General features: G+C 39.5%; 24 protein-coding genes. 7 read left to right on the top strand and 17 right to left on the bottom strand.

The features are described from left to right. Window positions 1–382 precede the first annotated feature (382 nt). From E0H87_RS10480 to E0H87_RS10470, 3 genes are all read right to left on the bottom strand, one after another. Entirely contained in the window at window positions 383–1,939 is a 1,557-nt protein-coding gene (locus E0H87_RS10480) for a PepSY-associated TM helix domain-containing protein (RefSeq protein ID WP_131323547.1), read from the bottom strand. Between the two features lie 3 nt (window positions 1,940–1,942). After that, window positions 1,943–2,236, bottom strand: a complete 294-nt coding sequence (locus E0H87_RS10475; protein WP_131323546.1) for a hypothetical protein — start codon at window positions 2,234–2,236, stop codon at window positions 1,943–1,945. Between the two features lie 62 nt (window positions 2,237–2,298). Then, the gene (locus tag E0H87_RS10470; protein ID WP_131323545.1) at window positions 2,299–4,470 is read right to left on the bottom strand and encodes a TonB-dependent siderophore receptor; all 2,172 of its coding nucleotides are present in this window, start codon (window positions 4,468–4,470) and stop codon (window positions 2,299–2,301) included. Between the two features lie 221 nt (window positions 4,471–4,691). On the opposite strand from E0H87_RS10470, the gene lpxB reads away from it, so the two are divergent. Continuing rightward, a complete protein-coding gene (gene lpxB / locus E0H87_RS10465) occupies window positions 4,692–5,861 on the top strand; it encodes a lipid-A-disaccharide synthase (RefSeq protein ID WP_131323544.1) in 1,170 nt (389 codons plus the stop codon). Window positions 5,862–5,878: 17 nt separating this feature from the next. Here lpxB and E0H87_RS10460 read toward each other — a convergent pair whose 3' ends face one another. After that, window positions 5,879–6,802 (bottom strand): AraC family transcriptional regulator, encoded by a 924-nt coding sequence (locus tag E0H87_RS10460; RefSeq protein WP_131323543.1) that lies wholly within the window; start codon window positions 6,800–6,802, stop codon window positions 5,879–5,881. 187 nt (window positions 6,803–6,989) lie between these two features. Here E0H87_RS10460 and E0H87_RS10455 point away from each other — a divergent pair, with 187 nt between their 5' ends. After that, window positions 6,990–8,207 (top strand): alkane 1-monooxygenase, encoded by a 1,218-nt coding sequence (locus E0H87_RS10455; protein WP_131323542.1) that lies wholly within the window; start codon window positions 6,990–6,992, stop codon window positions 8,205–8,207. Window positions 8,208–8,282: 75 nt separating this feature from the next. Here the strand turns inward: E0H87_RS10455 and E0H87_RS10450 are convergent, their stop codons facing one another. The 5 genes from E0H87_RS10450 to E0H87_RS10430 all read right to left on the bottom strand — a co-directional run bounded on the left by E0H87_RS10450 (window position 8,283) and on the right by E0H87_RS10430 (window position 13,414). Then, complete coding sequence (locus E0H87_RS10450; RefSeq protein ID WP_131323541.1) at window positions 8,283–8,768, bottom strand: GNAT family N-acetyltransferase; 486 nt, start codon at window positions 8,766–8,768, stop codon at window positions 8,283–8,285. Window positions 8,769–8,849: 81 nt separating this feature from the next. Beyond that, window positions 8,850–10,049 carry an acyl-CoA dehydrogenase family protein gene (locus E0H87_RS10445; protein WP_131323540.1) on the bottom strand — a complete coding sequence of 400 codons (1,200 nt, stop codon included), beginning with the start codon at window positions 10,047–10,049 and terminating at the stop codon, window positions 8,850–8,852. A gap of 22 nt (window positions 10,050–10,071) precedes the next feature. Next, on the bottom strand, window positions 10,072–11,358 hold the full coding sequence (locus E0H87_RS10440) for an acyl-CoA dehydrogenase family protein (RefSeq protein ID WP_171458372.1): 1,287 nt from the start codon (window positions 11,356–11,358) through the stop codon (window positions 10,072–10,074). Between the two features lie 232 nt (window positions 11,359–11,590). Beyond that, on the bottom strand, window positions 11,591–12,964 hold the full coding sequence (locus E0H87_RS10435; RefSeq protein WP_131323538.1) for an ABC1 kinase family protein: 1,374 nt from the start codon (window positions 12,962–12,964) through the stop codon (window positions 11,591–11,593). A gap of 147 nt (window positions 12,965–13,111) precedes the next feature. Next, a complete protein-coding gene (locus tag E0H87_RS10430) occupies window positions 13,112–13,414 on the bottom strand; it encodes a hypothetical protein (RefSeq protein ID WP_131323537.1) in 303 nt (100 codons plus the stop codon). A gap of 282 nt (window positions 13,415–13,696) precedes the next feature. On the opposite strand from E0H87_RS10430, the gene prmB reads away from it, so the two are divergent. The 3 genes from prmB (at window position 13,697) to E0H87_RS10415 (ending at window position 16,511) form a co-directional block, all read left to right on the top strand. Continuing rightward, a complete protein-coding gene (gene prmB, locus E0H87_RS10425) occupies window positions 13,697–14,707 on the top strand; it encodes a 50S ribosomal protein L3 N(5)-glutamine methyltransferase (RefSeq protein WP_131323536.1) in 1,011 nt (336 codons plus the stop codon). Window positions 14,708–14,719: 12 nt separating this feature from the next. After that, window positions 14,720–15,814 (top strand): chorismate synthase, encoded by a 1,095-nt coding sequence (aroC, locus tag E0H87_RS10420; protein WP_131323535.1) that lies wholly within the window; start codon window positions 14,720–14,722, stop codon window positions 15,812–15,814. 160 nt (window positions 15,815–15,974) lie between these two features. Next, window positions 15,975–16,511 carry a GNAT family N-acetyltransferase gene (locus E0H87_RS10415; protein ID WP_131323534.1) on the top strand — a complete coding sequence of 179 codons (537 nt, stop codon included), beginning with the start codon at window positions 15,975–15,977 and terminating at the stop codon, window positions 16,509–16,511. A 41-nt stretch (window positions 16,512–16,552) separates the two neighbouring features. Here E0H87_RS10415 and E0H87_RS10410 read toward each other — a convergent pair whose 3' ends face one another. From E0H87_RS10410 to E0H87_RS10375, 8 genes are all read right to left on the bottom strand, one after another. After that, entirely contained in the window at window positions 16,553–16,852 is a 300-nt protein-coding gene (locus tag E0H87_RS10410) for a cyd operon YbgE family protein (RefSeq protein ID WP_131323533.1), read from the bottom strand. 3 nt (window positions 16,853–16,855) lie between these two features. Beyond that, window positions 16,856–16,957: a cytochrome bd-I oxidase subunit CydX gene (gene cydX, locus E0H87_RS10405; RefSeq protein ID WP_002120988.1), complete on the bottom strand. Its 102-nt coding sequence runs from the start codon at window positions 16,955–16,957 to the stop codon at window positions 16,856–16,858. A 23-nt stretch (window positions 16,958–16,980) separates the two neighbouring features. Continuing rightward, on the bottom strand, window positions 16,981–18,126 hold the full coding sequence (gene cydB, locus E0H87_RS10400) for a cytochrome d ubiquinol oxidase subunit II (RefSeq protein WP_131323532.1): 1,146 nt from the start codon (window positions 18,124–18,126) through the stop codon (window positions 16,981–16,983). Beyond that, entirely contained in the window at window positions 18,123–19,703 is a 1,581-nt protein-coding gene (locus tag E0H87_RS10395; RefSeq protein ID WP_131323531.1) for a cytochrome ubiquinol oxidase subunit I, read from the bottom strand. Before E0H87_RS10395 ends, cydB begins: the two co-directional genes overlap by 4 nt. Then, window positions 19,703–19,894 (bottom strand): cytochrome oxidase putative small subunit CydP, encoded by a 192-nt coding sequence (gene cydP, locus E0H87_RS10390; protein WP_016167794.1) that lies wholly within the window; start codon window positions 19,892–19,894, stop codon window positions 19,703–19,705. The genes E0H87_RS10395 and cydP overlap by 1 nt, the downstream gene beginning before the upstream one ends. Before the next feature lie 526 nt (window positions 19,895–20,420). Next, window positions 20,421–21,038 (bottom strand): OB-fold-containig protein, encoded by a 618-nt coding sequence (locus E0H87_RS10385; RefSeq protein ID WP_131323530.1) that lies wholly within the window; start codon window positions 21,036–21,038, stop codon window positions 20,421–20,423. Window positions 21,039–21,053: 15 nt separating this feature from the next. After that, window positions 21,054–21,362, bottom strand: coding sequence for a Rieske (2Fe-2S) protein (locus E0H87_RS10380; RefSeq protein ID WP_165493960.1), 309 nt, complete (start codon window positions 21,360–21,362; stop codon window positions 21,054–21,056). Window positions 21,363–21,376: 14 nt separating this feature from the next. After that, window positions 21,377–22,384: an adenosine kinase gene (locus tag E0H87_RS10375; RefSeq protein ID WP_131323528.1), complete on the bottom strand. Its 1,008-nt coding sequence runs from the start codon at window positions 22,382–22,384 to the stop codon at window positions 21,377–21,379. 148 nt (window positions 22,385–22,532) lie between these two features. Here E0H87_RS10375 and E0H87_RS10370 point away from each other — a divergent pair, with 148 nt between their 5' ends. Both E0H87_RS10370 and E0H87_RS10365 read left to right on the top strand, forming a co-directional pair. After that, window positions 22,533–22,982 carry a GNAT family N-acetyltransferase gene (locus E0H87_RS10370; protein WP_131323527.1) on the top strand — a complete coding sequence of 150 codons (450 nt, stop codon included), beginning with the start codon at window positions 22,533–22,535 and terminating at the stop codon, window positions 22,980–22,982. A gap of 154 nt (window positions 22,983–23,136) precedes the next feature. After that, window positions 23,137–26,076: an insulinase family protein gene (locus tag E0H87_RS10365; protein ID WP_131323526.1), complete on the top strand. Its 2,940-nt coding sequence runs from the start codon at window positions 23,137–23,139 to the stop codon at window positions 26,074–26,076. Window positions 26,077–26,090 lie beyond the last annotated feature (14 nt).

The raw sequence follows: 26,090 nt of genomic DNA, 5'->3' as shown, positions 1-26,090 counted from the left end.
TTTGAGATAAGTGTTTGTCTTGATAAGTGATTTACTTATGCAAAAAAACGCTAAAGCCATCTTTAGCAGTGTATAAAATGATGTAAATACCAAATTTAGTTTTTTGTAGGTTTATTTTTTAAATCATTGATATACATGATTAAAATAAAAGCTACAGGGCTAGCAAAGATCCACCAGCTGATCAAACCAATTGATATTCCGTAATGAACAATTAAAACGACAGCAGCACTAAAAAATAGAAGATATGCCACACACCGACTAATCAATGGAAATTGCGTCAAAATATGCAACGAAGATTGCTTGGTTTTCGCAATTTGTTTGCTGCTGAGTAAGTGTAAGATCCAAAGCCCTAAAAGGATAAATATCAAACTAAATATAATCATCAAGATGCATTTCCCTGTTGTGCCGAAGAAAGTTTTTTGATGATTTTTTGCTTAGCTGTTGTTTGGATTGGATGAATATTTTTAAGAATAAAATAGGCGAAAACAGCGAGTGAAATAAAAAATAGATCTACCCGGAAGAAAGCCCAGTAGCTCCTAAGACTATCAATATACTGGTGCTGAATTAAGTAAAATAAATCAAAAACAGGTAGACATGCAGCCAAGATAATTAAGCAGATCAATTGAGACCGCCACAGCCATTGTTTTGGCGTGAAAAATGCTGCGACCAAACTTAAGCCCCAGAATATAAAGAAATTGTAAATTTCATAATTGGGCATATCAGCGGTGATATAGACCAAACGATTGGTATAGAAATAACCCATCATGGCAAGGGGTAAACCCACAAAAGTTGCGATATTCAGTCGGTCAACAAGATAATGACCCAAGTGGAACTGCTGAGTTTTATTTTGAAGTTGTCGTTTTAAACTCCATAACAATAGCCCTGATGCAATCATGCAACAACCAAGCAGCCCTGAAAAAAACAAGGCCAAACGTAATAAGGGTTGAGCAAAGGTCGCCATATGTAAACCGTAGACCCCAAAACTCAAAGTCGCAACAGCACTATGATTACGTGTTGCTGCTGTAATAAAAGCATCGTGCCCGCGTAAGGTTATTTGCGGTTGATTACCTGTAATACTATGGTCTTGCAGTTGAGTAAAGGTGTACAAAGCTTGATTGGTATTTGGATTTTGTACCGAAATTGAACGCAATTCTTGCTTGCCCCAATGCTGTTCGACTTTTTGCAGTAATTCAGACATGGGCAAATTGGCTTGAGGTACTAAGGTATTATTTTGCTCAACCACATTGGTTCGGATTTCAGTAAAATACTGATAGGGATTCTCTGGGTAAAGCGCTTTCATTCCCCAAGGCAAATACAGATAAAAGAAAATTGCTAAACCTGTAAAGGTAATCATCAAGAAAAAGGGCAGTGCAATCACGGAGGATACATTATGAAAATCAAGCCAAGAACGTTGCGATTTAAAGGTTCGAAGGGTAAAGAAATCTGTGAAAATCTTTTTATGGGTGATAATGCCTGAGATTAAGGCAATCAACATAATAAAAGCCGCGATAGAAACAGCAACTCGTCCGATATCAACGGGTAGACCAAAAAGTTGGTAATGGAAGTGATAGAAAAACTCACCACCTTCAGTAGCAGAAAGACTCAGTTCTTTTCCTGTAGTTGCATCTAAAGTTTTACGTTCATAGCCGCCATCTGCTTTTTGCCAATAAATGTTATTGACTGGTGATTCGGGAGTCGCAATGCCAATAAACCATGATTTCGCATCGGGTGCATGAGTTTGCAAATAACCTATCGCAGACTGAATGGCAGTTTGTTGTTGAATCTCATATTTTGCCAGTTGGGGTTGCATCCATAAGTTAATTTCTTGACGATAATACGACGCCGTTCCCATCAGAAATATTGCGAATATGACCCATCCGAGCAGTAGCCCTGTCCAAGAATGTAACCATGCCATCGATTGTCGAATACCTTTGTGCATGAATTAACCCATTCCTAGAAATAATAAAAGAACAACAGCACATGAGGCTATGCTCACGAAGGTGAGCTTTATAAGCGATTGAATACAGAAACTAATAATCACAAAAAAAACATAAAAAATAAGGCTGATGAACGCCGCCAGAAAGATTGCTTCTGCTTTGGCTAAACTCAGATGGAACAGATGGGTTAAAGCCAAACTGAGTAAAGCTGTACAAATAAAACCGAGTATGAAGGCTATAACAAAACGATACAGCACTTGAATACGGTAGGTCAGAGAAAGGGATTGTGCTTTACTCATAAAATGAATCGCTATGGAACTACAAAAAAACCAAGCCTGATGCTTCAGACTTGGCGGGTTCATTAATACTTAAATTTTACAGACATCATATAGTTTGCTGGCTCACCATAAAATGCTTGTCCATCAGGGAAGCTATTCAAGTACTTTTTATCGGTAATATTATTACCGTTGACTTGTAAGCTCACATGTTGGTTGACTTCATAGCTTGCCATCAAGTTGATGAGCGCGTAATCATCCTGAGTGATTGTACTGTTTAAATTTGAGTCGTAGAGTTTAATATTATCTTGCCATTGAAAACCAGCACCAACTTTCAATTTGGGTAAAGCAGGTACTGTATACGTCGCTAATAGATTAATGGTTTGATTTGGATTGTAGGTTCTGGCTGCACCACCATTCTTTAAATCTTTAAGGCTAAATTGCGTATATCCAAATGCCAGATTCATGTTGTCTGTTAATTGACCAGATAACCCTACCTCTACACCTTGAGAGCGTAAGTCACTGGTTTGTACAGTACGGTTTAGTGGATTGCCATCTGAGCTGCGCAGTGGATAGTTATTTTGATCTGTTCTAAATACCGCAAGTGTTCCAGTTAATTTGTCGTCTAACCATGAGCTTTTAAAACCAGCTTCATAGCTTTCACCTTCGACTGGTTTGAGCGCTTGCCCCGTGGTTTCTTCTATACCCGTTTGTGGTCTGAAAATAGATGTATAGCTCATGTAACCCGTATATTCTGGTGTGAAATTATAAGTTAATCCTGCATATGGGGAGAACTTACTTTCATCATAGTTCATGGCAGAGCCATAACTTATGCCTTTACTCGAGGCCTCAACATAATTGCCACCTAAAATGAATTTTAAATTATCGGTTAAATGTAGACGTGTGGCTGCATAGAAAGAGTTGATATCTTGTTTATAGTCGGCTGCATCAGAAAAGTCAGACCATGTGACTGATTTGGGTGTCCAGCTTGCCCAATTGGTTGTGTATTGTGTTGTATATGAAACACCATTATAAACACTGGTTACATTATTGATATTACTATCATTAATAAAGCCGCTAGATTGCTGATCATTTTGTTCAGATTGAATGCGGCTGTATCCGAAAGTAGCTTCGTGTTCTCGATTAAATAAGTCGTAACTTCCTTCAAAATTTAGGTCGGCAAGATGTTGACGTAGATGTTCTTTACCACCCCATGCTGTGAGGGAAACTCCTGAACCATTGGTTTGTGGATTGCCGTAATAATAGAGTAAACGGCTATTATGTTCTAAATCATTGTAGTTATAGGTAAGTTTAGCAGCCCATTTATCTCCAAGTTTTTGTTTTAACTCTATAAAGGCATTTTGAGCAGTATTGTCCCAATGTGCCCAGTCTGGGTTTGGATTGTATTTTTGGTCATAAGACAGTTGTTGACCATTTGCTCCAAGTAAAGGTAAAGCTCCCCAGTTGTTTGCATTAGGTTTATTCTGATTTTGGCTATAACCAACAGTTAACAAGGTCGTATCTGTCAGATCCGCTTCAATAACTCCTGCAAAACCATTTTTTTCAGAAGAATATCGATCTAAATAAGAATCCCCCGTTTGTTCATAGCCCATTAATCGGCCACGAACGCGTCCATCTTGAGTAAGGGAGCCTGAAATATCTGCTTCATAACGTTCAGTATTCCACGAGCTATAACTCATTCCTGCATTGGCTTGAAACTCTTTGGTTGGGCGTTTGCGAATATTGTTAATTGTCGCGCTAGGGTCACCAAAGGCATTGGAAAGGGCATCGGCACCTTTAATCACTTCAACTCGATCATAAAAGAAAGTATCAGGATTGGTATTGTTATAGTTCCAGTTAGAAAGAGGGAAGCCAATACTGTCAGTCAGAATATTAGAGATTTCAAACCCGCGTGCCATATAAGTGGTTCGTTCAGTTTCCTGATTAAGAACCGTCACCCCTGGTATATTTTTTAATACTTCGCGTGTTGAATTTAAGCCGAAATCATCAATTTGCTGACGTGTCACTACATTTACAGTTTGTGGTGTTTCCTGTGTATCAATATTCAGTTTGGTGGCGCTATTACTTTTTTTAACCTTGTACGCCTTGGTATTTTCGGAGCTTTGATTGGTTGTTACATCGGCTCGTAGCTGAATAGTAGACAGCGTTGCAACATCATCTTGGGCAAAACTAAGATTGATATGAGCAATGGTAAGAGCAAGTAAGGAATACTTAAATAACGCGGGGGACTTTAACATGATGATTAAAAATGTAAATGATTCGCATTAAGTTTATTTTTAAATTTAAGAATGTTCAATTGTGTAACTATTGTAAATCTAGATGAATTAAAAAGACTTCATGGTCAAATTAGATTTAGAAAGTGATGTAGTTTTACGCTTTAGCCATTTTCCTAAATTTTTCAAATGCACTGCCTATGCTAGAATATTGAGACGTTTAACTTTGAACAGAGCATAAAATCTTGAACAACAAAAAACTAAGAATTGGCATCGTCGTTGGTGAAGTTTCAGGAGACACCTTGGGTGCTAAATTAATCCGCAGTTTTCGTGAGCAAGGTATTGATGCTGAGTTTGAAGGAATAGGCGGTCCTCAAATGATCACGGAAGGCTTTCAAAGTGATTATCCGATGGATATTTTATCGGTCATGGGCATTGTTGAAGTCTTAAAAGATATCAAAAAATTATTTGCAGTACGTGATGGTCTGGTCGAAAAATGGTCTAAAAAGCCTGTAGATATATTTATTGGCATTGATGCGCCTGATTTTAATTTGCGCTTATCGAAAAGTTTGAAGCAAAAGCAATTACCGATTAAAACTGTGCAATATGTCAGCCCTTCGGTTTGGGCGTGGCGACAGGGGCGTGCACATGGAATTAAGGCAAATATTGATTTGGTGCTGTGTTTATTCCCATTCGAAAAAACATTTTTTAAAAAATTTGATGTGCCTGCTGCCTTTGTCGGTCATCCTTTAGCGAGTGAATTACCTTTAAAAAATGATTTGATTGAAGCAAAGCAAGAACTCGGTTTAGCAACGAATCAAAAGCATATTGCATTATTGCCAGGCAGCCGCCGTGGTGAAGTCGAACGCTTAGGTCCATTGGTCCTCAAAGCAGGGGAAATTCTGAGCCAAAAATATCCAGACTACGAGTTTCTTATTCCAGCGATTAACGATGCACGTAAACAGCAAATTGAACATTTACTGCAACATTATTCCGATGCTTTCCGTGCCAAAGTGCATTTATTAGAAAATACAGACACGGAATCTAAAATTGGTCGTCAGGTGATGAATGCTGCCAATATCGTCGCTCTGGCTTCTGGCACCGCAACTTTAGAAGCGATGCTGTTACATCGTCCGATGGTGACTTTTTATAAGCTCAATTCTTTAACTTATTTTATTGCTAAATTGTTGATTAAGATTCCTTATTATTCTTTGCCAAATATTATTGCAGGGAAAAAAGTGATTCAGGAATTGATTCAGAATAATGCAACTCCTGAAAATTTGGCGCATGAAATTGAAAAACTGATGAATATCGAAGTGGCGCAAATTCAGGTTATGCAGCACATTACCATGCATAAACAGCTACTTTCGGGCAATAGCGAAGATCCTGTACAAGCGATTTTAAGCTTACTCTAAGTTGTTGTTTGGAGACGCTATTTCATAAATTGTTGGCGGTATTGAGTGGGTGTGAGATCAAATTGCTTTTTAAAGGTTTGACTGAATGCCGTTTCGGAGGCATAGCCCACCAAGTGAGCAATTTGCTGAATCGTGTATTGTCCTTGTCTTAGGTATTGTGATGCAATGCGTAGTCGATGTTGCTGCAAATAGGCGAGAGGCGTTTCACCAATAATTTGACTAAATAATTGAGCAAATTTGGAACGCGACATATAGCATTGTTCTGCGAGGGTTTCTACCGTCCATGCGCGTTGCGGTTGTCCATGAATGGCTGCTAAGGCATTGGATAATTCTGGGTGAGAGAGTGCTGCTAACCAGTTGTTGCTATCACTCAACTGTAAAATGTAATCGCGAACGCATTCTATAAAAAAAATACTGACCAAATGATCTAAAATTTTGTCACGACCGGGTTGGACTTGTAGCGTTTCTACCGCTAAAAACTGCAAGCCAATCTGTAGCCATTCAGGAATCGTTTGCCCATTCATTTGGTGTAAATGAATAGATTGAGGTAAGGCATTGAGCAGCGGTCGCGCCATAATACTGTCCATATGACAGCGGATTGCCAAAATCACGGTTTGCTTTCCGTCGCCAGAGCCAAACTCAATACTTTTTTCACCTGTTTCATCGAAACGATGGGTAATATTTAATGTGTCAACCAAAGGGCTTGGCGTATTAAAGGCAGTATGACTGCGACCAGAAGGGATTAAGATTAAATCGCCAGCACGGGCTTGAACTTGTGTAGTTGCATCTAATTGAATGAAGGCATGACCTGCAACCATCACATAAGCCACCATGGCACTTTGGTCTTGATATTGAAAACACCAGTCTCCTTGCGCTTTCAAATACATGTATTCCGATTTGTTTAGATGAATATCATCAAAAATTTTACTTAGTGCATCCATGTCTTTTCATTCTTTCTTATCTGCTGAAATATACAACGATGAGCAGTTTGTCATATGTGTTTATAGGTCATTGTTTATCAAGTTGAGCCAAGGACGATTACATAGTTTTTATGGACGGTTACTACTGTAGCTCGAGGACGAATTAAGAAAATATATACATAACAAGAAAAGAAGGAAAGGTTTGCAAATGAATGCAACAGTCAAAGTAGTAGAACAGGATTCAATCCTACTTCAAGCCAAATCTGGATTGGCTTTAGATAAAAAACGTTATTTATGGGCAATCAGTCCCGCTTTACCTGTGATTGGTATGGGAATTTTAGCAGGCTATCAGTTTGCACCACGTCCATTAAAAAAGGCATTTGCTCTAGGTGGCCCCTTATTGCTGCATGTCATTATTCCAACCGTTGATGCATTGATTGGTAAAGATCAAAACAACCCTTCTGCTGAAGATGTGAAATTATTAGAACAAGACCCTTATTATGCGCGTTTGGTAAAAACTTTTATTCCACTTCAGTATGCAGCCAATGTTTATGCGTGTTATTTGGTGGGACGTAAAGACACGTCTTTATTGGATAAAATTTTACTGGGCGTTTCTATGGGAGCAATTAACGGCGTTGCGGTCAATACAGCCCATGAATTAAGCCATAAGTCGGATCGCTTGGATCATATTCTGTCACATTTGGCCTTGGTCCCGACAGGCTATAACCACTTTCGCATTGAGCATCCGTATGGGCATCATAAGCGTGCGGCAACACCAGAAGACCCTGCATCCTCGCGTATGGGAGAAACTTTTTATGAGTTTTTACCTAGAACTGTGATTGGCTCGTTTAAATCTGCAATTGAAATTGAAAGTAATCGTTTGAAGCGTAAAGGCAAGACGTTTTGGTCTAAGGATAATGAGTTGTTACAAGGCTGGGGGATGAGTGCTACTTTTCATGCCAGTATGATTAAAATATTTGGCGCAGGTATTACGCCATATTTACTCACACAATCTTTATATGGCATTAGCTTGTTTGAGATAATTAATTATATTGAACACTATGGTTTGTTGCGCCAGAAAGATGAAAATGGCAAATATGAGCGAACCATGCCTGAGCATAGTTGGAATAACAATAACATTGTGACCAATTTGTTCTTATATCAATTGCAACGCCATTCAGATCATCATGCTTATCCAACACGACCATTCCAAGCGCTGCGACACTTCGATGAAGCACCAGAGCTGCCAAGTGGCTATGCGAGTATGCTTTTACCTGCGATGATTCCACCTTTATGGTTCAAAATGATGGATAAGCGCGTATTTGAACATTATGGCGGTGACTTGAATAAAGCCAATATTCATCCTAAGCGTAGAGCGAAGATTTTTAAGAAATTTGGTGTGATAGACAAATTACTGAACTCATAATGATTTATACACCATTTAAAATTGAGTAAGAAATGACATCAATTCAATGGGATTGATGTCATTTTTGTGCGTATTTTAAAGTATTTTTTCCATCCAAATTTCACAGGCATGGCTATGACCTGTATGACCTTTGGGTGCGGATAAGTGTTGAAAGCCCAACTTTTCATAAAGTTTGACAGCTTGCCATAAAGATTCGGTTGTTTCTAAATAACAGGAACGATAGCCCCGAGCTAAAGAGAATGTGAAGCATTGTTCTAAGATTTGTTTGGCAAAACCTAAACCCCGAATTTCAGGCAAAAAGTACATCTTTTGAATTTCAAGTGTTGCATGATCACCACTAAGCGGCGAAAGCCCACCACCACCTAAAATTTGACCTTGTGCATTTTCAATTACCCAATACTGTGCATTGGGCTGAGTATAGACTTGATATAAATTGTCTAAAATAGGGTCTGCAACAGCAAAGCCAGATTCAGGTGCAAGACCAAATTCTTTAGATACTTCACGAATAATGTGGGCAATTGCAGGATTATCTTGTTCTTGGAGCGGGCGAATTTGAAACATTGGATAAGCAAAGTATTTAAATGATGGATTGTTATAGCAAATAATCCATCATTTGTAAGGGTGTTTTTAAAGGGATAGAACTTACTTTAACTCACTTGAACTTTTACCCAGTTCACGCCGTGCAATAATCAATTGCTGGATTTGCTGCGTACCTTCAAAAATGTCTAAGATTTTAGAATCACGTGCCCATTTCTCTAAAAGCTCTGTTTCGCTATAACCAACAGAAGCGGCAAGTTCCACACACTTTAATGTAATGTCATTGCCAACACGACCTGCTTTGGCTTTTGCGATAGAAGCCTCTTTAGAGTTTGGTTTTTTATTGTCTGCCATCCACGTTGCTTTTAACATGAGTAGACGTGCGGCTTCCCATTCTGCTTCCATTTTATAAATCTGGGCTGCTAGGTTGGAACATTGCAAATAAGGGGTGGCATAGTTTGAATCAAGTTGATCCTGAAAAATTTCTTTGATGCGTTCTAAAGAGGCTTTGGCACATCCAATAGCCATGGCAGCGACCAAAGGACGCGTGTTATCAAAAGTTTCCATCACCCCAGCAAAGCCTTTTGCGACATCAATTTCGGCATTGCCGAGTAAGTTTTCCGCAGGGACACGACATTGGTCAAAACGAATCACGGCAGTATCAGATGCTTTAATTCCGAGTTTGTGTTCTAGTCGTTCAACTGTCATACCTGCTGTACCTTTTGCGACTACAAAAGATTTGATGGCAGCACGACCAAGTTTTTTATCCAGTGTTGCCCAGACCACAACAGAATCGGCACGTTCGCCTGAAGTCACAAAGATTTTTTCACCATTTAAGATGTAGTCATCACCATCTTTGGTGGCTGTGGTTCGAATTGCGGCAGAATCAGAACCACAATTTGGCTCGGTAATTGCCATTGCCGCCCATGTGCCTTTAAAGCGTTCCAATTGTTCATCGTTCGCAACAGCAGCAATCGCTGAATTGCCAAGTCCTTGACGTGGCATAGACAGTAACAGCCCCGTATCGCCATAACACATTTCGATAATGCCTAATGCTGTAGACATATTGACGCCATTTTTATTGCTGTCGTCTTGTGAACCGCGTTTTCCTACCGCAGCTCCAGCATTTATACCTTCATCACCGTCATTCATACCATCGAGTAAGGAAGCAAGCATATCCAGTTCTTTTGGGTAGGCATGTTCAGCTTTGTCGTATTTGCGTGAAATTGGACGTAATACATTTAATGCAACTTCATGGGCTTGGTCGAGTAAGATTTTAAATTTTTTAGGGTTTTGTAAGTTCATGGCTATTGTCCTGATTATTCTTTTAAGCGTGTAAACCTGAATGTAAGATCGCCGTAGCACGTAAATCACGGTACCAACGTTCTACGGGATGTTCTTTGGTGAAACCATGTCCACCTAAAATTTGCACGCCGTCTGTACCAATTTTCATGGATTTTTCAGCGCAGAGTAAACGTGCAAGATACGCTTCACGATGATAAGGTTTACCTGCTTCTGCCAAACTTGCAGCATTCAACACCAACATACGCATGGCATCAATTTCAATCGCCATATCTGCAATCATAAAAGCTACACTTTGACGATGAGAAATCGGTTCACCAAAGGCGGTTCGTTCGTTGGCATAGCGAATACAGTATTGTTTAACTGCTTCACAAGTGCCTACAGCCATGGCACACCACATAAGATTTCCGAGATCTATAAAAGCTGTGTAATCGAAGTCCTCATCTCCTAAGCGTTCAGCTGGAGTTTGATTAAACTGTAAAGTCATGGTTTCCGTGGCTTTTAAACCCATTGCAGGATTTTTCTGAGCATGAATAGAAGTATCACGTTTCACTACAAATATATCGGGTCGACCTTGAAATTCTGCACTTACAAGAAATATATCGGTAGTTTCACCCAGCATTACCAGTGTTTTTTCACCAGTTAAATAAAATTGACCAGCATTGTTGAGAGCTTTGGTTTTAAGCTGCATTGGATTGAATGCAGGCGTATTTTCTTGAACGGCAAAGCTGGCTCTAACTTCACTATCTTCAGCAAATGCAGACAAATAGCGTTCTTGAATTTGTTCGGAACCCCATTGTGTTATGGCATTAATGACACTAAAGGTTGAGAGCATGCCTGCGGTTAGGCTGAAATCGCCTTTGGCCAAGTGTTCTGCAATTAAGATATGACTGGTGATGTCTTGTTGAGTGGCAACACCACCAAAAGATTCAGGTAATGCATAATAATTTAAGCCTAATTCATCAATGTGCGCCCAGAGTTGCGGAGGGAATTGTTCTTGATGGTCGGCTTGATGGGCTAGCGGATAGAGAACTTCTGTCGCAAACTGACTCATGGCATCACAGGTCATTTGTTGTTCTGGGGTTAAGCTGAGATCGAACAGAGATTTTTGCTGACTAGGTAGGCGCTGCTTAGCATGAGGTTCTGCACTTTTAAAAACTTTTTGCGTTTTACTCAGTGCTTTAAAACTAGTTTTAGAACCTTGGTATAATGATTTTTCTAAGAATTTTCTGAGCTTAAGTTGATCTAGCACGTCGCTTCCAGCAATTTTTGTAATCAGCGATAAACCAAATCCTTGTGCCTTATTGACCATATTTGTCATTATTTTCGTTCCATATGAGCATTATTGCTATTTTTATGCTGACACGACGCTATATAAAAAACTATGTCATTGTTGACATACTCCATTGTCAAAGATAAACGGTAATTTAGGGTGGGGTGTTTTTCTAAGATTTTGATTTATATTGTTATTATTTTTTGTTTAATTTGGGTGATAAGGTGTTTATTGACTAGAATGACAAAGTGGTCATTCTAGTCTGAGCAAATTAAATAAAAGATTTAATCATGTCACGGACATTGGTTTTGGCATTAATCACAGTCATAAAGGTATATGCGCCGATAAATTTACGACTAATAAACATAAACTCTTTCGGTGGAACACTGAAATAACGTGATGCCATTGACTTAGAGGCTTGTTGCATGACACGGCTATGTAACAGGCTTTTTTTCCAGTCATAGCGGTAATGCTCATCCATCACGCCAGCAGGCAAATCTTTGTTATTCGCAGGGCAGCTAAATGCTTCTGTTGCCAATAAGAATACCTTCGCCATATCAGGTTTAATACTTTGTGGAATCGAGTCAAAAAATTCATATCCAGTCATGGCATTCACCATGGCTTGCGGATCATGCTGATAACCAGCATAAATAAGATTGCGAGCGACACTGAGTAAGTGCTGGTCAAATTGGCGAATAGCACCAAAGTCGAGTAAGACAATTTGATCGGGTTGCTGTTCACCATCTCCTAAGCGAACTAAATAGTTGCCAAAATTGGGATCGGTTTGCATTTCGCCCCATTCAAAAATTTCGCGCACCGCAATTTCTAAAGACGCTTCACCTAAAAGATTACGACGATCTTGTGGCAAGGAAAGCATCACGGGGCTGTTAATCGGCACACCACGTTCAAACGTCATGCATAGAATTTGGTCAGTACAAAATTCATCAATAATTTCAGGTACGATGTAACGCGGATCATCTTTCAGTCGTTCAGCAAAACGTCTAGTGGTTGCTGCTTCAATGTCGTAACTTACTTCACGATGCATCATTTCACGGACTTCATCAAACCACTGATCAAATTCTCGGGTTTGTGGCACCATACGCGTCAATTTGAGCATGTTTTTAAACAAGCTCATATCGGAATCAATTGCATCAGCAACTCCTGGATATTGAATTTTCAATACCAGTTCTAATCCGTCTGATTTACGTGTTGCGCGATGAACTTGTGCCAATGAGGCTGTACCCAGTGGCTCATGATCAATGGTCAGTTCATGAATTTTATCACCCAGTTGTTGCTCTAAATGCTGCTTAATTGCAGGCCACGCCAGTGCAACGGTTTGGTTGTTCAGGGTGTTTAGAGCTTGAGTAATTTCTTCTGGCAAGAAATGTTCGCCATATAGCGCCATCATTTGTCCAATCTTTACAATTGAACCTTTCAACTTGCCTATTTCAGCCACTAAATAATGAGCCTGTTCTTTCATGGCTTGTTTACGTTTTTTTTCTTTTTCAGCTTCACTAGAGAACATTGATGTCGCATTGGATGCCGCCCAACGTGTTCCCGCCAGTAAGGATGCTTTTGCAATAGATAAGCGACGATCCATAGAGGAGGTTTTAAGTTGTTTGAGCTTATCATTCTGATCTGACATTCAATGCAATCCTTAATCAGCAATTCACAGAAAAGTTAATTGTAACGGATATTAACGTGTCTTCACGTATTAAAAAAGTTCAACTTGCTGAATGACGCGGTTTTTTTGGAACTGTATCTAAATTTATGCAGAATCAGAGCATTTTGTTTACATGTGAAATTTTATTTTGAGAGATTCTTTGTTTGAGAGTTGTACCTTATGGTTTTGAATATAGGTCGTGATCATGTTTTGCACGCTAATGTGAGTAAAACCATGCGCATAGCCTTTAACAATCACAATACTCGGTAAGCTAAAAAATAAATATTTGGCATCGTCTAAAGTCGGACTATTAAAAACCTGATGTTCAGACAATTGCTGCATTAAAAATAATTTTTCAGAAAGAATATCTGAAGACTCGTTGTTCCAATAGTTTTGGCGCATTGCCATAAGATTGTTGTGTTTATAGCTCATATCAAGAAAAGAAGTAAATAATGAGCTATTTATATGTCTCGAGAGTCCCTAATTCAAGTTGCTTTTGGCAAGAACGATTAAAGTTTTGTATCTGTTTATTCATATTCGAGTTTGGATAATTAAATGCTTCCAATCGTCTGATATAGACAGAATTTGAATAAAATTACAGGTGATTGAAAAATGGAATGAAATAGAGAAGAAACAAAGTTAAGCATTATAAAATCAGGCAAAACAAGGTATCATAAGCCGTTTTTATGATTCTGAACTTTGGAGACGCCTTAAGTGGATCGACCGACTATTAGCCCTGAACATTTACAGGAAGCCGCTGAAACTCTTACCACTATTCGTGATTTTATCCGTTTTGGGGTAACAGCATTACGTCAATACGATGCACATTTAGGTCAAGGTACAGAAGACTTTTTCGCTGAAAGTTCAGCATTGGTATTACAAACCTTATCTTTAGATTGGAAAGCAGATTCCGAAATTTTAGATGCCAAATTATTAGCCAGTGAAAAAGCAGAATTTTTACAGTTACTTGAACGCCGTATTAATGAAAAAGTACCGACTTCGTATTTACTGAATTTGGCATATTTTGATGGTAAACCATATTATGTTGATGAGCGTGTACTGATTCCACGTTCACCGATTGCAGAATTGATTCAAAACCGTTTTGCACCATACTGTTTAGATGAAACCGGTGAAATGCGTGCTGCGGACAATAATCTTCCAGCGAATACTCAACCTAAAACACCGCAACGCATTTTAGATATGTGTACTGGTTCAGGTTGTATCGCGATTGCTTTGGCTTATGCATTTCCAGATTCGGAAGTGGATGCAACCGATATTTCAAAAGAAGCATTAGAAGTTGCCTCAATTAATGCCGAACATCACGACAAACAATATCAAGTTGCATTATTAGAGTCGGATTTGTTTGCGAAAGTTCCTGCTGAAAATCAGTACGACTTAATTGTATCTAATCCACCGTATGTGGATGCAGAAGACATGGCTGATTTGCCTGAAGAATTCCTTCATGAGCCTGAGCTGGCTTTGGCTGCTGGACAAGATGGTCTGGATTTAGTACGTAAAATGTTGGCACAAGCTGCAGATTACCTAACTGAAGATGGTTTGATTGTCATCGAAGTTGGTAATTCTGAATGGGCGATGAAACAAAACTTCAATACCATCGATTTCCATTGGTTGAAATTCCAAAAAGGTGGTTCAGGCATCTTCGCTTTAACAGCTGCACAATGTCGCCAATTCCGTGATTTATTCATTCAATCTGTTCAAGCATAAGGAGTTGTGAACATGGCAGGTAATAGTATTGGACAACTCTTCCGTGTAACGACCTGTGGTGAATCTCATGGTGTAGGCTTGATGGCAATTGTGGATGGCGTTCCACCGGGGCTTGAGCTTTCTGCTGAAGATTTACAAAAAGATTTAGATCGTCGTAAACCGGGAACCTCGAAGTTTGCCACGCAACGTAAAGAGCCTGATGAAGTAGAAATTATTTCAGGGGTTTTTGAAGGTAAAACCACGGGTACGCCGATTGGTTTGTTGATTCGCAATACTGACCAAAAATCTAAAGATTATGGCAATATCGCGCAAACTTTCCGTCCGGGACATGCGGACTACACTTACACGCAAAAGTACGGATTCCGTGATTATCGTGGCGGTGGTCGTTCTAGTGCGCGTGAAACAGCGATGCGTGTTGCTGCGGGAGCTATTGCGAAGAAATACCTTGCAGAAAAATTCGGAATTTTAATCCGTGGTCATGTCACTCAAATTGGTACCGAAAAAGCAGAAAAATTAGATTGGAATGAAGTTCCAAATAATCCATTTTTCTGTGGCGATGTCGATGCAGTATCACGTTTTGAAGCCCTAGTGACTTCTTTACGTGAGCAAGGCACAAGCTGCGGTGCAAGATTAGAGATTTTGGCTGAAAAAGTTCCTGTGGGTTGGGGTGAACCAGTATTTGATCGTTTAGATGCAGATATTGCCCATGCCATGATGTCAATTAACGCTGTAAAAGGGGTTGAAATTGGCGATGGTTTTGCAGTCGCTGAACAGTTTGGACATGAAACACGTGACGAATTGACCACAGATGGTTTCTTGGCAAATCATGCGGGCGGTATTCTTGGCGGTATTTCGAGTGGTCAAACCATTCGTGTTGCAATTGCGCTTAAACCGACTGCAAGCATTACCACACTGGGTAAAACGATTAATATCGATCGTGAAAACACAGATGTGCTTACAAAAGGACGCCATGATCCATGCGTTGGTGTACGTGCGACACCAATTGCAGAAGCAATGTTTGCGATTGTGTTGATGGATCACTTCATGCGTCACCGTGCGCAGAATGCAGATGTGATTGCACCATTTGCACCGATTGAACCAAAATAAATTGCAAAAAACCAGTTCGCTTGAACTGGTTTTTTATCACTTAATTTAAAATAGCCTAAGCATTGTTGATGTAATTATAATTTCATAAGAAACATTTAATCATTAGATTTAAGTTAATTTTTACACCTAAGTTTTAAATAAGTATTCAAGGGTAGACTGTATGCAGCCATTAAAATTTCGTAAAGCAGAATTAAATGATGTGGAGCAATTGCTATATTTAATTAATCAGGCGTATCGTGAAGATACTGCTCGAAGTTGGACCAATGAAGCCAAACTTGTGTCAGGATCGAGAATTGATGAACAACAATTGCAACAGGCTTTAGTAGATCAGAATTTCCATTTATATGTTGCCGAAATTGACAATGATCTATCTACCTTATCAATAGTTGCTTGTATTGGTTTGACTTTTAATCACAACGAAGTCGAAATTGGAACTTTTTGCGTAGATCCGATCTTTCAAAACACAGGAATTGGTAAAACAGTATTATCTTTTGCAGAAGCACAGGCATTGTTGATTCAACCCAATCTGGATGTATATGTGATGTTTGTATTGGATATACGTACCGAATTATTGGCCTATTATCAGCGTCGTGGCTACAGGTTGACTGAACAAAAAATATCTTATCCTTTAGAGGCGAATGTAGGTCAGCCATTAAAGCAGATTGAGTTGCAGCAAATGCTCAAGAATATTAAATAAACAACGACAATAAAAAAGCCCTCATGAAGAGGGCTCTAAAATTAGGCGAGGAACCAAGTGTAATATCCCCATAACATCAGGGGCCAAGCAATGAAAGGGCTAAATAGCCACTTCCAGAGCCAGAAGCGAGGGATGAATCCTACGCCGTAAATGAAACCACCTGAAATGCCAATCATGATAAACATCATCGCACGGTGACTATATTCACCATTGGCATCAAGCATCGCACTTGGGTGGATTAATAACACTGCTGCGAGAGGCAATGCCAACAAAAAGGACACTGCCATTACAAACTTATTGGGTTTTTTCGGCTGTTCTGTTGTCATTGCTACTTCAGTCATGTTTTATTCCTCATCTAAATCTTGATGATGTTCGATATATAGGGCACTGAGTACACCAGCAAAGCATGCCATCAAAATACCGAGAATCCATGCAAAATACCACATAATTTATTCTCCTAAGCATTGCCTTAGTAAAGGCTATGTGAATTTTCTTGAATATGTTTCTTGGTAATAACGCCCCACATTTTGTAGTAACACCAAGTGGTATAGCACAAAATAAGTGGTACAAAAATACATGCTGCAACTGTCATAACAGTAAGCGTAGTTTGACTTGAAACCGCATCCCACATAGTTAAGCTTGCAACAGGTTGAATGCTTGAAGGCATTAAGAATGGGAACAAAGCGAACCCTGCAGTTAAGATTGCACCCACGACCGCTAAGCTTGAACCTAAGAAGCTAAAGCTCGCTTTATTTTTGCCTGCTGCAAGTACCACAATCAAACCACCTAAGATCCCAGCAATTGGAGCAATCATGGTGATTGGATAAGTCGAGTAGTTGTTCATCCAACCGTGATTGGCATTGGTTAAGACTTCTTTTGCCAATGGATTAGCAGCACCGTTGGTGTCAAATGGAGTTACTAAGGTATAGCCTTCGATTCCACCAAAGTACAACCAAGCACCAGCACCCAAGAAACAAATGAGATAAACGATGCCCATGAGTTTGGTTACTTGCGCTGAACGTTTACGCAAATCACCATCGGTACGGAGCATAAGCCATGCACCACCATGTGCACACAGCATAGACAAGCTGACTAAACCACAGACTAAAGCAAATGGGTTAAGTAGGGCAAAAAAGCTACCTGTATAGGTTGAGCGAACAGTGTCATCCAAGCTAAATGGTACACCTAAGAACATGTTGCCAAATGCCACACCAAAGACCAGAGCAGGCACAGCACCACCTATTGCTAAACCCCAATCCCAAGACGTACGCCATTTTGTATTTTGCAGTTTAGATCGGTAATCAAAGCCAACTGGTCGCAGAAATAAGGCAAATAAAACCAGTAATAATGCCCAATACATGCCTGAGAAGGCTGTTGCATATACCATTGGCCATGCAGCGAATAAAGCCCCGCCTGCGGTAATAAACCAAACCTGATTACCATCCCAGTGCGGAGCGATCGTGTTGATGGCTGCACGGCGTTCTTCGTCTGTTTTACCTACAAATGGCATGATTGCCATAGAGCCCATGTCGAAGCCATCGGTGAGGGCAAAGCCAATAAGAAGGACACCGACCAGAACCCACCAGATAATTTTGAGTAATTCATATTCGATCATGCTTGAGTCTCCTCATTGCGAGCTGCTTCAAGTTTTTCAAAATGGTATTTACCAGTGTGAAGCGAACTTGGGCCAAGGCGTGAGAATTTGATCATTAAATACATTTCAATAATCAAAAGTACGGTATAGAACGCAGCTAAAGCAGCGATAGAACCCCATACATCACCAGTGCTTAAGCTCGATGCTGACAAGTGTGTTGGTAAAACTTCACCAATAGTCCACGGTTGACGGCCCACTTCGGCAACATACCAACCTGTTTGCGCAGCAACCCACGGAAGAGGTAGAGCGAAAAGTGCGAACTTCAGTAACCATGGTTTGTTTTCTGCATTGCGTTTTGCTACTGCAAAGGTTGCTAGTGCAAATAACAACAGCATAAGGAAACCAGACACAACCATGGCACGGAATGCCCAGAATAAGCTTGGTACGTGTGGAATCGTGTCTTTTGCAGCAGATTTGATTTGATCTTCAGATGCATCTACAACATTCGGCGTGTATTTTTTCAAAAGCAGACCGTAGCCCAAATCTTTTTGAGAATGTTCGAAAGCAGCTTTAAGTTCAGGAGATGTGTCACCTGCACGAAGCTTTTCTAGTTGAGAATATGCAACCATGCCATTACGAATACGATCTTCATGTTGAACTAATAAGTCTTTAATACCTGTGACTTCTTTAGTGGTCGAGCGTGTTGCAATAAGACCCATAAGATACGGAACTTTAATTGCATAGTCCGTGGTCATGGTTTCTTTATTTGGAATACCAAACAGTGTAAATGGCGCAGGTGCAGGGTGTGTATCCCATTCAGCTTCAATAGCAGCGAGTTTGGTTTTCTGAACATCACCTAACTCATAACCAGATTCATCCCCGAGCAGAATTACGGAGAGTGTAGATGCCAAGCCGAAAATTGCTGCGATTGCAAAAGAACGACGAGCAAATGGAACATCGCGTTTTTTAAGCAGGTAATAACTTGAAATTGCCAATACAAAGATTGAGCCAGTCACATAGCCTGCCGAAACGGTATGTACAAACTTAACCTGCGCGACTGGGTTGAAAATTAATGCCCCAAAATCTACCAACTCCATACGCATGGTTTCGTAGTTAAACTTAGAACCAACAGGGTTTTGCATCCAGCCGTTCGCAACAAGAATCCAAAGGGCTGACATATTAGAACCTAGAGCAACCAACCACGTCACACCTAGATGCTGGACTTTGGAAAGCCGATCCCAACCAAAGAAGAACAAGCCAATAAAGGTAGATTCTAAGAAGAAAGCCATTAGGCCTTCAATTGCTAATGGTGCGCCAAAAATGTCGCCTACGTAGTGTGAGTAGTACGCCCAGTTTGTACCAAACTGGAATTCCATTGTTAAACCTGTTGTTACCCCGAGTGCGAAGTTAATACCGAAGAGTTTTCCCCAGAATTTGGTCATGTCTTTATAAATTTCTTTACCAGAAATGACATAAGTCGTTTCCATAATGGCAAGAATAAAAGCCATACCAATAGTAAGTGGAACAAAAATAAAGTGATACATCGCGGTCATTGCAAATTGGAACCGCGAAAGATCGACCACGCTTTCAGAAATCATCAACGTGTCTCCTTGATTTGGGATGGACTGCCAGCAATACGCTCAGCAACTTGATTGTCAAAGTTTTTCGGAATAGTCGGTGCATCAAACCAGATGTGTTTAATCGTGAGTAAGATAACAACCTTAATTATTAATATGATTGTTATTTCACGGACTAGGCGTTGATTAAAATCTTTTGGAACTAAGCTCATAGGAATAAGCCTGTTTTGAAACATACTTAATATTATTAAACAATTTCATACAAAAAATAAATAGGGAATACACTTAAAATAAAAATATATTATTATTTTAATTAAAATCAAATACTTGTAACATGTGATGTATCATTTTTATTCTAACATTTAACGTTTTATTTCTGACTAAAACAGTTGTAATTTAATATTATTAAATCCGACTAAAATACTTGTATTAATAAAATGATGAAACCAAGTAATTTGGTCAACTATTTATTCGTCTAATTATTAAACTGTACTAAAAGAATTGGATTAAATTTTAATTTTCTTAATTAATTCTCACATTTTTTATTGTTGATTAATGAATATACACATTGTTAATTGAGCTGAGGAAGATTATTTGTAAATTTTTTTATCCAAAAGGTTTAAAAAGTCATTTAGCTGCGGAGATTCATTTGCTGAGTCATGCTGAGTAAAGCACTGCGGGAGAATCAATGCCAATTAAGGATGAAAAAAATAGGGCAGTAAAAAGCCGACGACTTACTTATTTATGCAAGTCGTTAGTGAAAAGTTCATTTGACTTTGAAATCTTTTTAGCAATGTAATGGGAGTGTTTAATGCGAATTAAAATAATTTGAGACTGAAATTCCAACTCGCCAAATTCTGGTTCAACTTGTACATAGTGCAGTTGACCATATTCATCTCTAACACGAGCTTGGGCAGAGAAACCTGGTCGCGCATTGCCACTGGAAATAGTTGCAAGCCTACCCAACAAATTGGATTGAAGCTGTATTTGCGTAGGTCTAATTACTTGATCTAGGCAATGAATCATAAATACGGTAAAGAAAATTGCGATAATTAATGCGGGAAGAATGACATAATATGCGGGTAAAAAGCTTTCCCGTTGTGCGAAATAACTAAATTGAAGGAAATAGCCTGAAAAGCTGAAGTTCATTAACAGGAAGACCAAAATTAAGATTTTGGAAAATTTTACGTTGAGTAAAGGAGCTTCTGCGAGTTTTTGCGGAATAACACGCTTAAAAAATTGGCTTGGTTGAATATGTAGAAAGTAACCAATGGTTTCTACCAAGCTGAGTAATACAAGCGCTAATAAACTTAAATGAAATGGCATTAAATTTATATCGTGTATTAACTCAAGCATGGCAAATTCCATATATTATTCAGGTAGGTAGATTCCACCATCAGAATGCACAGTTATCTCGATTTTTTCAAGCGACTGACCTAGGCAAGGGCCTGATATGCATTCGCCCGTTTCTATGGTAAAGAGAGCGCCGTGTGTAGAGCATTCAATATATTCTTGATCACGGTCTAGGAACTGATTTTCAAGAAATTCAAGTTCAACTTGTAGATGGGGGCAAACATTCTGATAGGCAAAAAAAGCACCATCGCGCTGTGTAATAAAAATCGTATCACCATTCGGCGTTTCAAAAGCACGTGCTTCACGCTCTGGAATGTCTTCGGTCATACAAAGTTTATGCATTAGGCACATTCCTTCTTTTGAAAATTGGCAAGCAATTCGGAATAGTTTTGATTGCTAAGACGTGGACCAAATTGAGAGACCACTTCACTCGAAATTAAAATGGCGAGTTCAGCCGCAGTTTGTAAGTCTTCACCTGTGTTCAATGCATAAAGGAATGAACCAGCAAATGCATCGCCAGCACCATTGGCATCAACCGCAGTCACTGCACGACCTGCTACTCGAATGGTTTCTTGCTCAGATGAAATAAGTGCGCCTTCTGCACTTAGTGTAATTACAACGTATTTACTATGTAGCTTCAATTTAGCCAATGCATCTTCAACTGTCGTAGTTTCGGTATACATCATGGCTTCTTGTTGATTGCAAAATAGTAAATCTACACCATCATCTAGCAATTCATTTAAGCCATCACGTGCATATTGCACCATGGCTGGGTCAGATAATGTGAGGGCAATTTTAACTTGGTGTGCACGCGCAATTTCACGTGCTTGTTTGACTGCAACACGTGCAGTGGTGCTTGTAGACAAATATCCTTCGATATAGAGCCACTGTGCAGTTTTTAATGGTTCAAAATCAATTTGTTCTGCGGAAAGTTCTGCGGTGATGCCTAAGTAGGTTTGCATAGTGCGTTCTGAGTCTGGGCTGACCAGTACCATACACGTACCTGTTACACCATCACTGACTGATTTAGCAGTGGTCTGAATACCTGCTTCATTTAAGCCATCTAAGTAGATTTTACCTAGCTCATCATTACCTACACGGCAGCCATAAAATGCTGTACCACCAAGTGCACTGAATGCCACGGTTGTATTAGCAGCAGAACCGCCAGAAGCCTGACCTTTATAAACTTCAGACTGTTGCAGCTGAGTATATAAATTTGCTTGTTGATCGCCATCAGTGAGTTGCATGGTTCCTTTTTGCAGGTTGTGTTGCGTAAGAAATTCATCAGAAACTTTAAATTCTTGGTCAATCAGCGCATTACCAATTGCAAAAAGATCAACAGAGGTCATGTCGTTCAATCACATCTAAAATAAAAGGCTAAGTTTACACCAATGCTCAGGATTGCAGAAGTTTTGTGAATAAAATTCAAGATTATGCGTAATTGATTGTGTTTTATTGTTTAATAGGCAAAAACCAGTGTTAGGTAATAGATAAAACATGGACCTCATCATTAAAGAAGCGACACAATTACCCACTCAGATTGATAGTTTACTCAAACTTGCAAATAAAGAAGGATTTAATATTGTTCAACGGTTAATTGAAGAATTTGCGAATGGCAAAAATCGATTTCAGGATGAGGGTGAATTTTTTTTAGTTGCTTATGATGGTGAAAAGCTGATTGGATGCGGTGGATTAAATCAACAACGTGAAGAAGATGGGCAAAAAAGCCGAATTGGTCGCGTAAGACGTTTTTATGTACATCCTAAATATAGACGACATGGCGTTGGAAAAGACCTGTTGGCTTACTTGGAAAATAAAGCTAAACCGAATTTTTCAGCGCTTTGTTTACATACTGATACACGATTAGCCGCGGATTTTTACCAAAAACAGAATTACGTTTGGGTTGAAAATAATCCAAGCTATAACTATTTTAAATATTTAATCTAGTTTTTCAGTGATTTACTTCATTTAACACAATGCACAGTGTGTTACTGTGTATTGTTCCAGACCTGAATAAAATACTCGGGTTTATACGTGAATTATGGCTCAAACTAAAGCTATAATCATTTCAGTTTTATTTAAAAGATTATTAGGAGCGCACATGACTGTAGATGTGACTGAAACCCTTTCCCAAACTGTACATCCAGCGTTTCAGTTGATTCGTCAACACCATGTTGAAGCCTTAGATATTTTAGTGACCGAATACCAGCATAAAGTGACTGGTGCTATACATTATCATCTTGCGACTAATCATGATGAAAATGTGTTCTTGGTGGCTTTTCGTACTCAGCCCATGGATTCAAAAGGTGAAGCACATATTTTAGAACACACAGCATTGTGTGGTTCTGAAAAATTCCCAGTGCGTGATCCATTCTTCTTAATGATTCGTCGTTCATTAAATACTTTTATGAATGCCTTTACTGCTGCGGATTGGACAGCATATCCATTTGCGACACAGAATAAAAAAGATTTCCAGAATTTGCTTGAAGTGTATTTAGATGCTGCTTTTGCTGCCAATTTAAATCCATTAGATTTTGCGCAAGAAGGTATTCGTATTGAGCTTGAAAATGGTGAGCCAGTATATAAAGGTGTGGTTTTTAATGAAATGAAAGGGGCTATGAGCTCACCTTCAGATCAGTTATATCATCAGTTAGCACATCACTTATTCCCTGAAACTACCTATCACTATAATTCAGGTGGCGACCCTAAAGATATTCCAGATTTAACTTACGATGAGTTGGTAAGTTTCTACAAGTCCCACTACCATCCAAGTAATGCAGTTTTCATGACCTTTGGTAATGAATCTGCTTACAACTTACAAGAACAATTTGAAACTTTGGCATTGGCGAAGTTTTCAAAAGGTGAAACGCTCTTTTCTAAAGAAGAGCGTCGTCTGACTGCACCACTTGAAGTGACTGAAACCTATGCGGTAGATGCAGAAGATTTAAAAGATAAGACCTATCACATTATTTCATGGTTATTGCCTAAAGCCAGTGAGATCAAGCTGCGCTTAGGTATGCGTCTTGTAGAAGGTGTGCTGTTAGAAGATTCAGCTTCTCCGCTACGTCACTACTTAGAAACTTGTGGTTATGCACAGTCTACAGGCCCGATTATGGGGGTAGATGATTCTAACTATGAAATGACCTTCTACTGCGGTGTACAAGGTTCAAACCCAGAACATGCGGCAGAGTTTAAAGCCGGTGTGTTTAAAATTTTAGAAGATATTGCTTCAAAGCCAGTTGATCAAAACATGGTCGATGCGATTTTACATCAAATTGAATTACACCAACGTGAAATTAATGGCGATGGTATGCCTTATGGTTTAAGCCTCATCTTAAATGGTTTGGGCAGTGTAATTCACCACAGCGACCCAGTCACTGTATGGGATGTCGATTCAGCCATTGCTGCGGTAAAAGAAGAACTGAAAGATCCGATGTGGTTGTCAAACCTAATCAAAACGCATTTGATTGATAACCCTCACCGTGTACAAATGACTTTAGTCCCTGATGCCAATAAATCTGCGGTGGAAGCGGCTGCAGAAAAAGCACGTTTAGCTGAAATTGGCGCACAGTTAACTGAAGCTGAAAAAGCGGAAATTCAAGCGCAAACAGAAGCGCTGAAAGTTCGTCAGGATACACCAGATGACCTTAATCTTTTGCCAAAAGTGGGTTTAGAAGATGTGCCTGCGGAACTGCAAATTGTACAAGGGCAATTGCGTGAAATTATCAGCAATGGTTTAGACACGCCATTGAATTTGTACCATGCAGGGACTAATGGAATTTATTATCAACAAGTATTGATTCAGATTCCTGATGAAATTGTACAGTCACCTTATTTTAACCTATTGTCTATTTTGTTGGGTGAAGTGGGCGCGGGTGAGTACGATTATTTAGAACTGCAACAGATTCAAACCGCCGTTAGTGGTGGTTTGGGTATGGGAGCATCTTTGCGCTCTAAAGTGGATGATAAGCAAAAGATTAGTGCATGGTTAACCCTAACCACTAAATCGTTGGTACATAATTTAGAGTCTATTCGACTGCTCAAAATTGCATTTGAACAGTTACGATTTGATGAGAAAGACCGTATTATCGAGTTATTACAACAGCGTAAAACACGTTGGCAATCTCGTTTGTCTGGTTCTGGGCATAGTTATGCGATGCAAATTGCATCGCGTCAGCACAGTGCTTTAGCATTGCGAGACTATAACAATACGGGGTTGGGTTCACTGAACTGGTTAAGTGATCTTGTAACGAAAATTGAATCGAATGAAGATGCTTATAATCATTTGATTGCGGAATTACAGCTCATTCACCGTAAGTTGTTGCAAGCACCAAAACAATTCTTGTTGGTGTGTGAAGAACATCAAACTGATCTTTTATTAGAAGAAATTCAAACAGTATGGGATAAACTTGCAGTTGATAAAACGCAACAAGCGTTAAGCAGTGTTATTCCAGAAGTGAAGTCACAAGATCAAGCATGGTTGATTCAGGCGAATGTGCAATTCTGTGCATCTGCATATCCTGCTGTAGATGTTGCACACGCTGATGCAGCGCCACTTATGGTATTAGCAGCGTATTTGCGTAATGGTTTCTTACATAGTGCAATCCGTGAAAAAGGTGGTGCATATGGTGGTGGTGCAAGCTACGATGGTAATGCTTGTTCTTTCCGCTTCTATAGCTACCGCGACCCACGTTTAGCAGAAACTTTCAATGATTTTGAAGCCAGCGTGACATGGTTGTTGAACACTGAACAACAACCCCATCAGTTGGAAGAAGCCATTTTAGGTCTGATTGCTTCAATGGATAAACCGGGATCACCAGCGGGCGAGGCAATTACCGCTTGTTACTCATTATTGCATGCCCGCACACCTGCATTCCGCAAGCAATTGCGTGAACGCTTGTTGGCAGTGACTTTAGATGATTTGAAGCGTGTAGCTGAACAATATTTGCTTAATCAAGAAGCGTGCAAAGCAGTTGTTGCTCCTATGGCGAAAAAAGATGAATTGTTAGCACTAGGCTTCGAGATTTATCAAGTTAATTAATATAATAAGAAAAG

This window comes from Acinetobacter sp. ANC 4178, from assembly GCF_004331175.1.
GTDB lineage: Bacteria > Pseudomonadota > Gammaproteobacteria > Pseudomonadales > Moraxellaceae > Acinetobacter.
The sequence above is the reverse complement of the archived record's forward strand: the minus strand, read 5'-3'. Positions and strand labels throughout refer to the sequence as shown.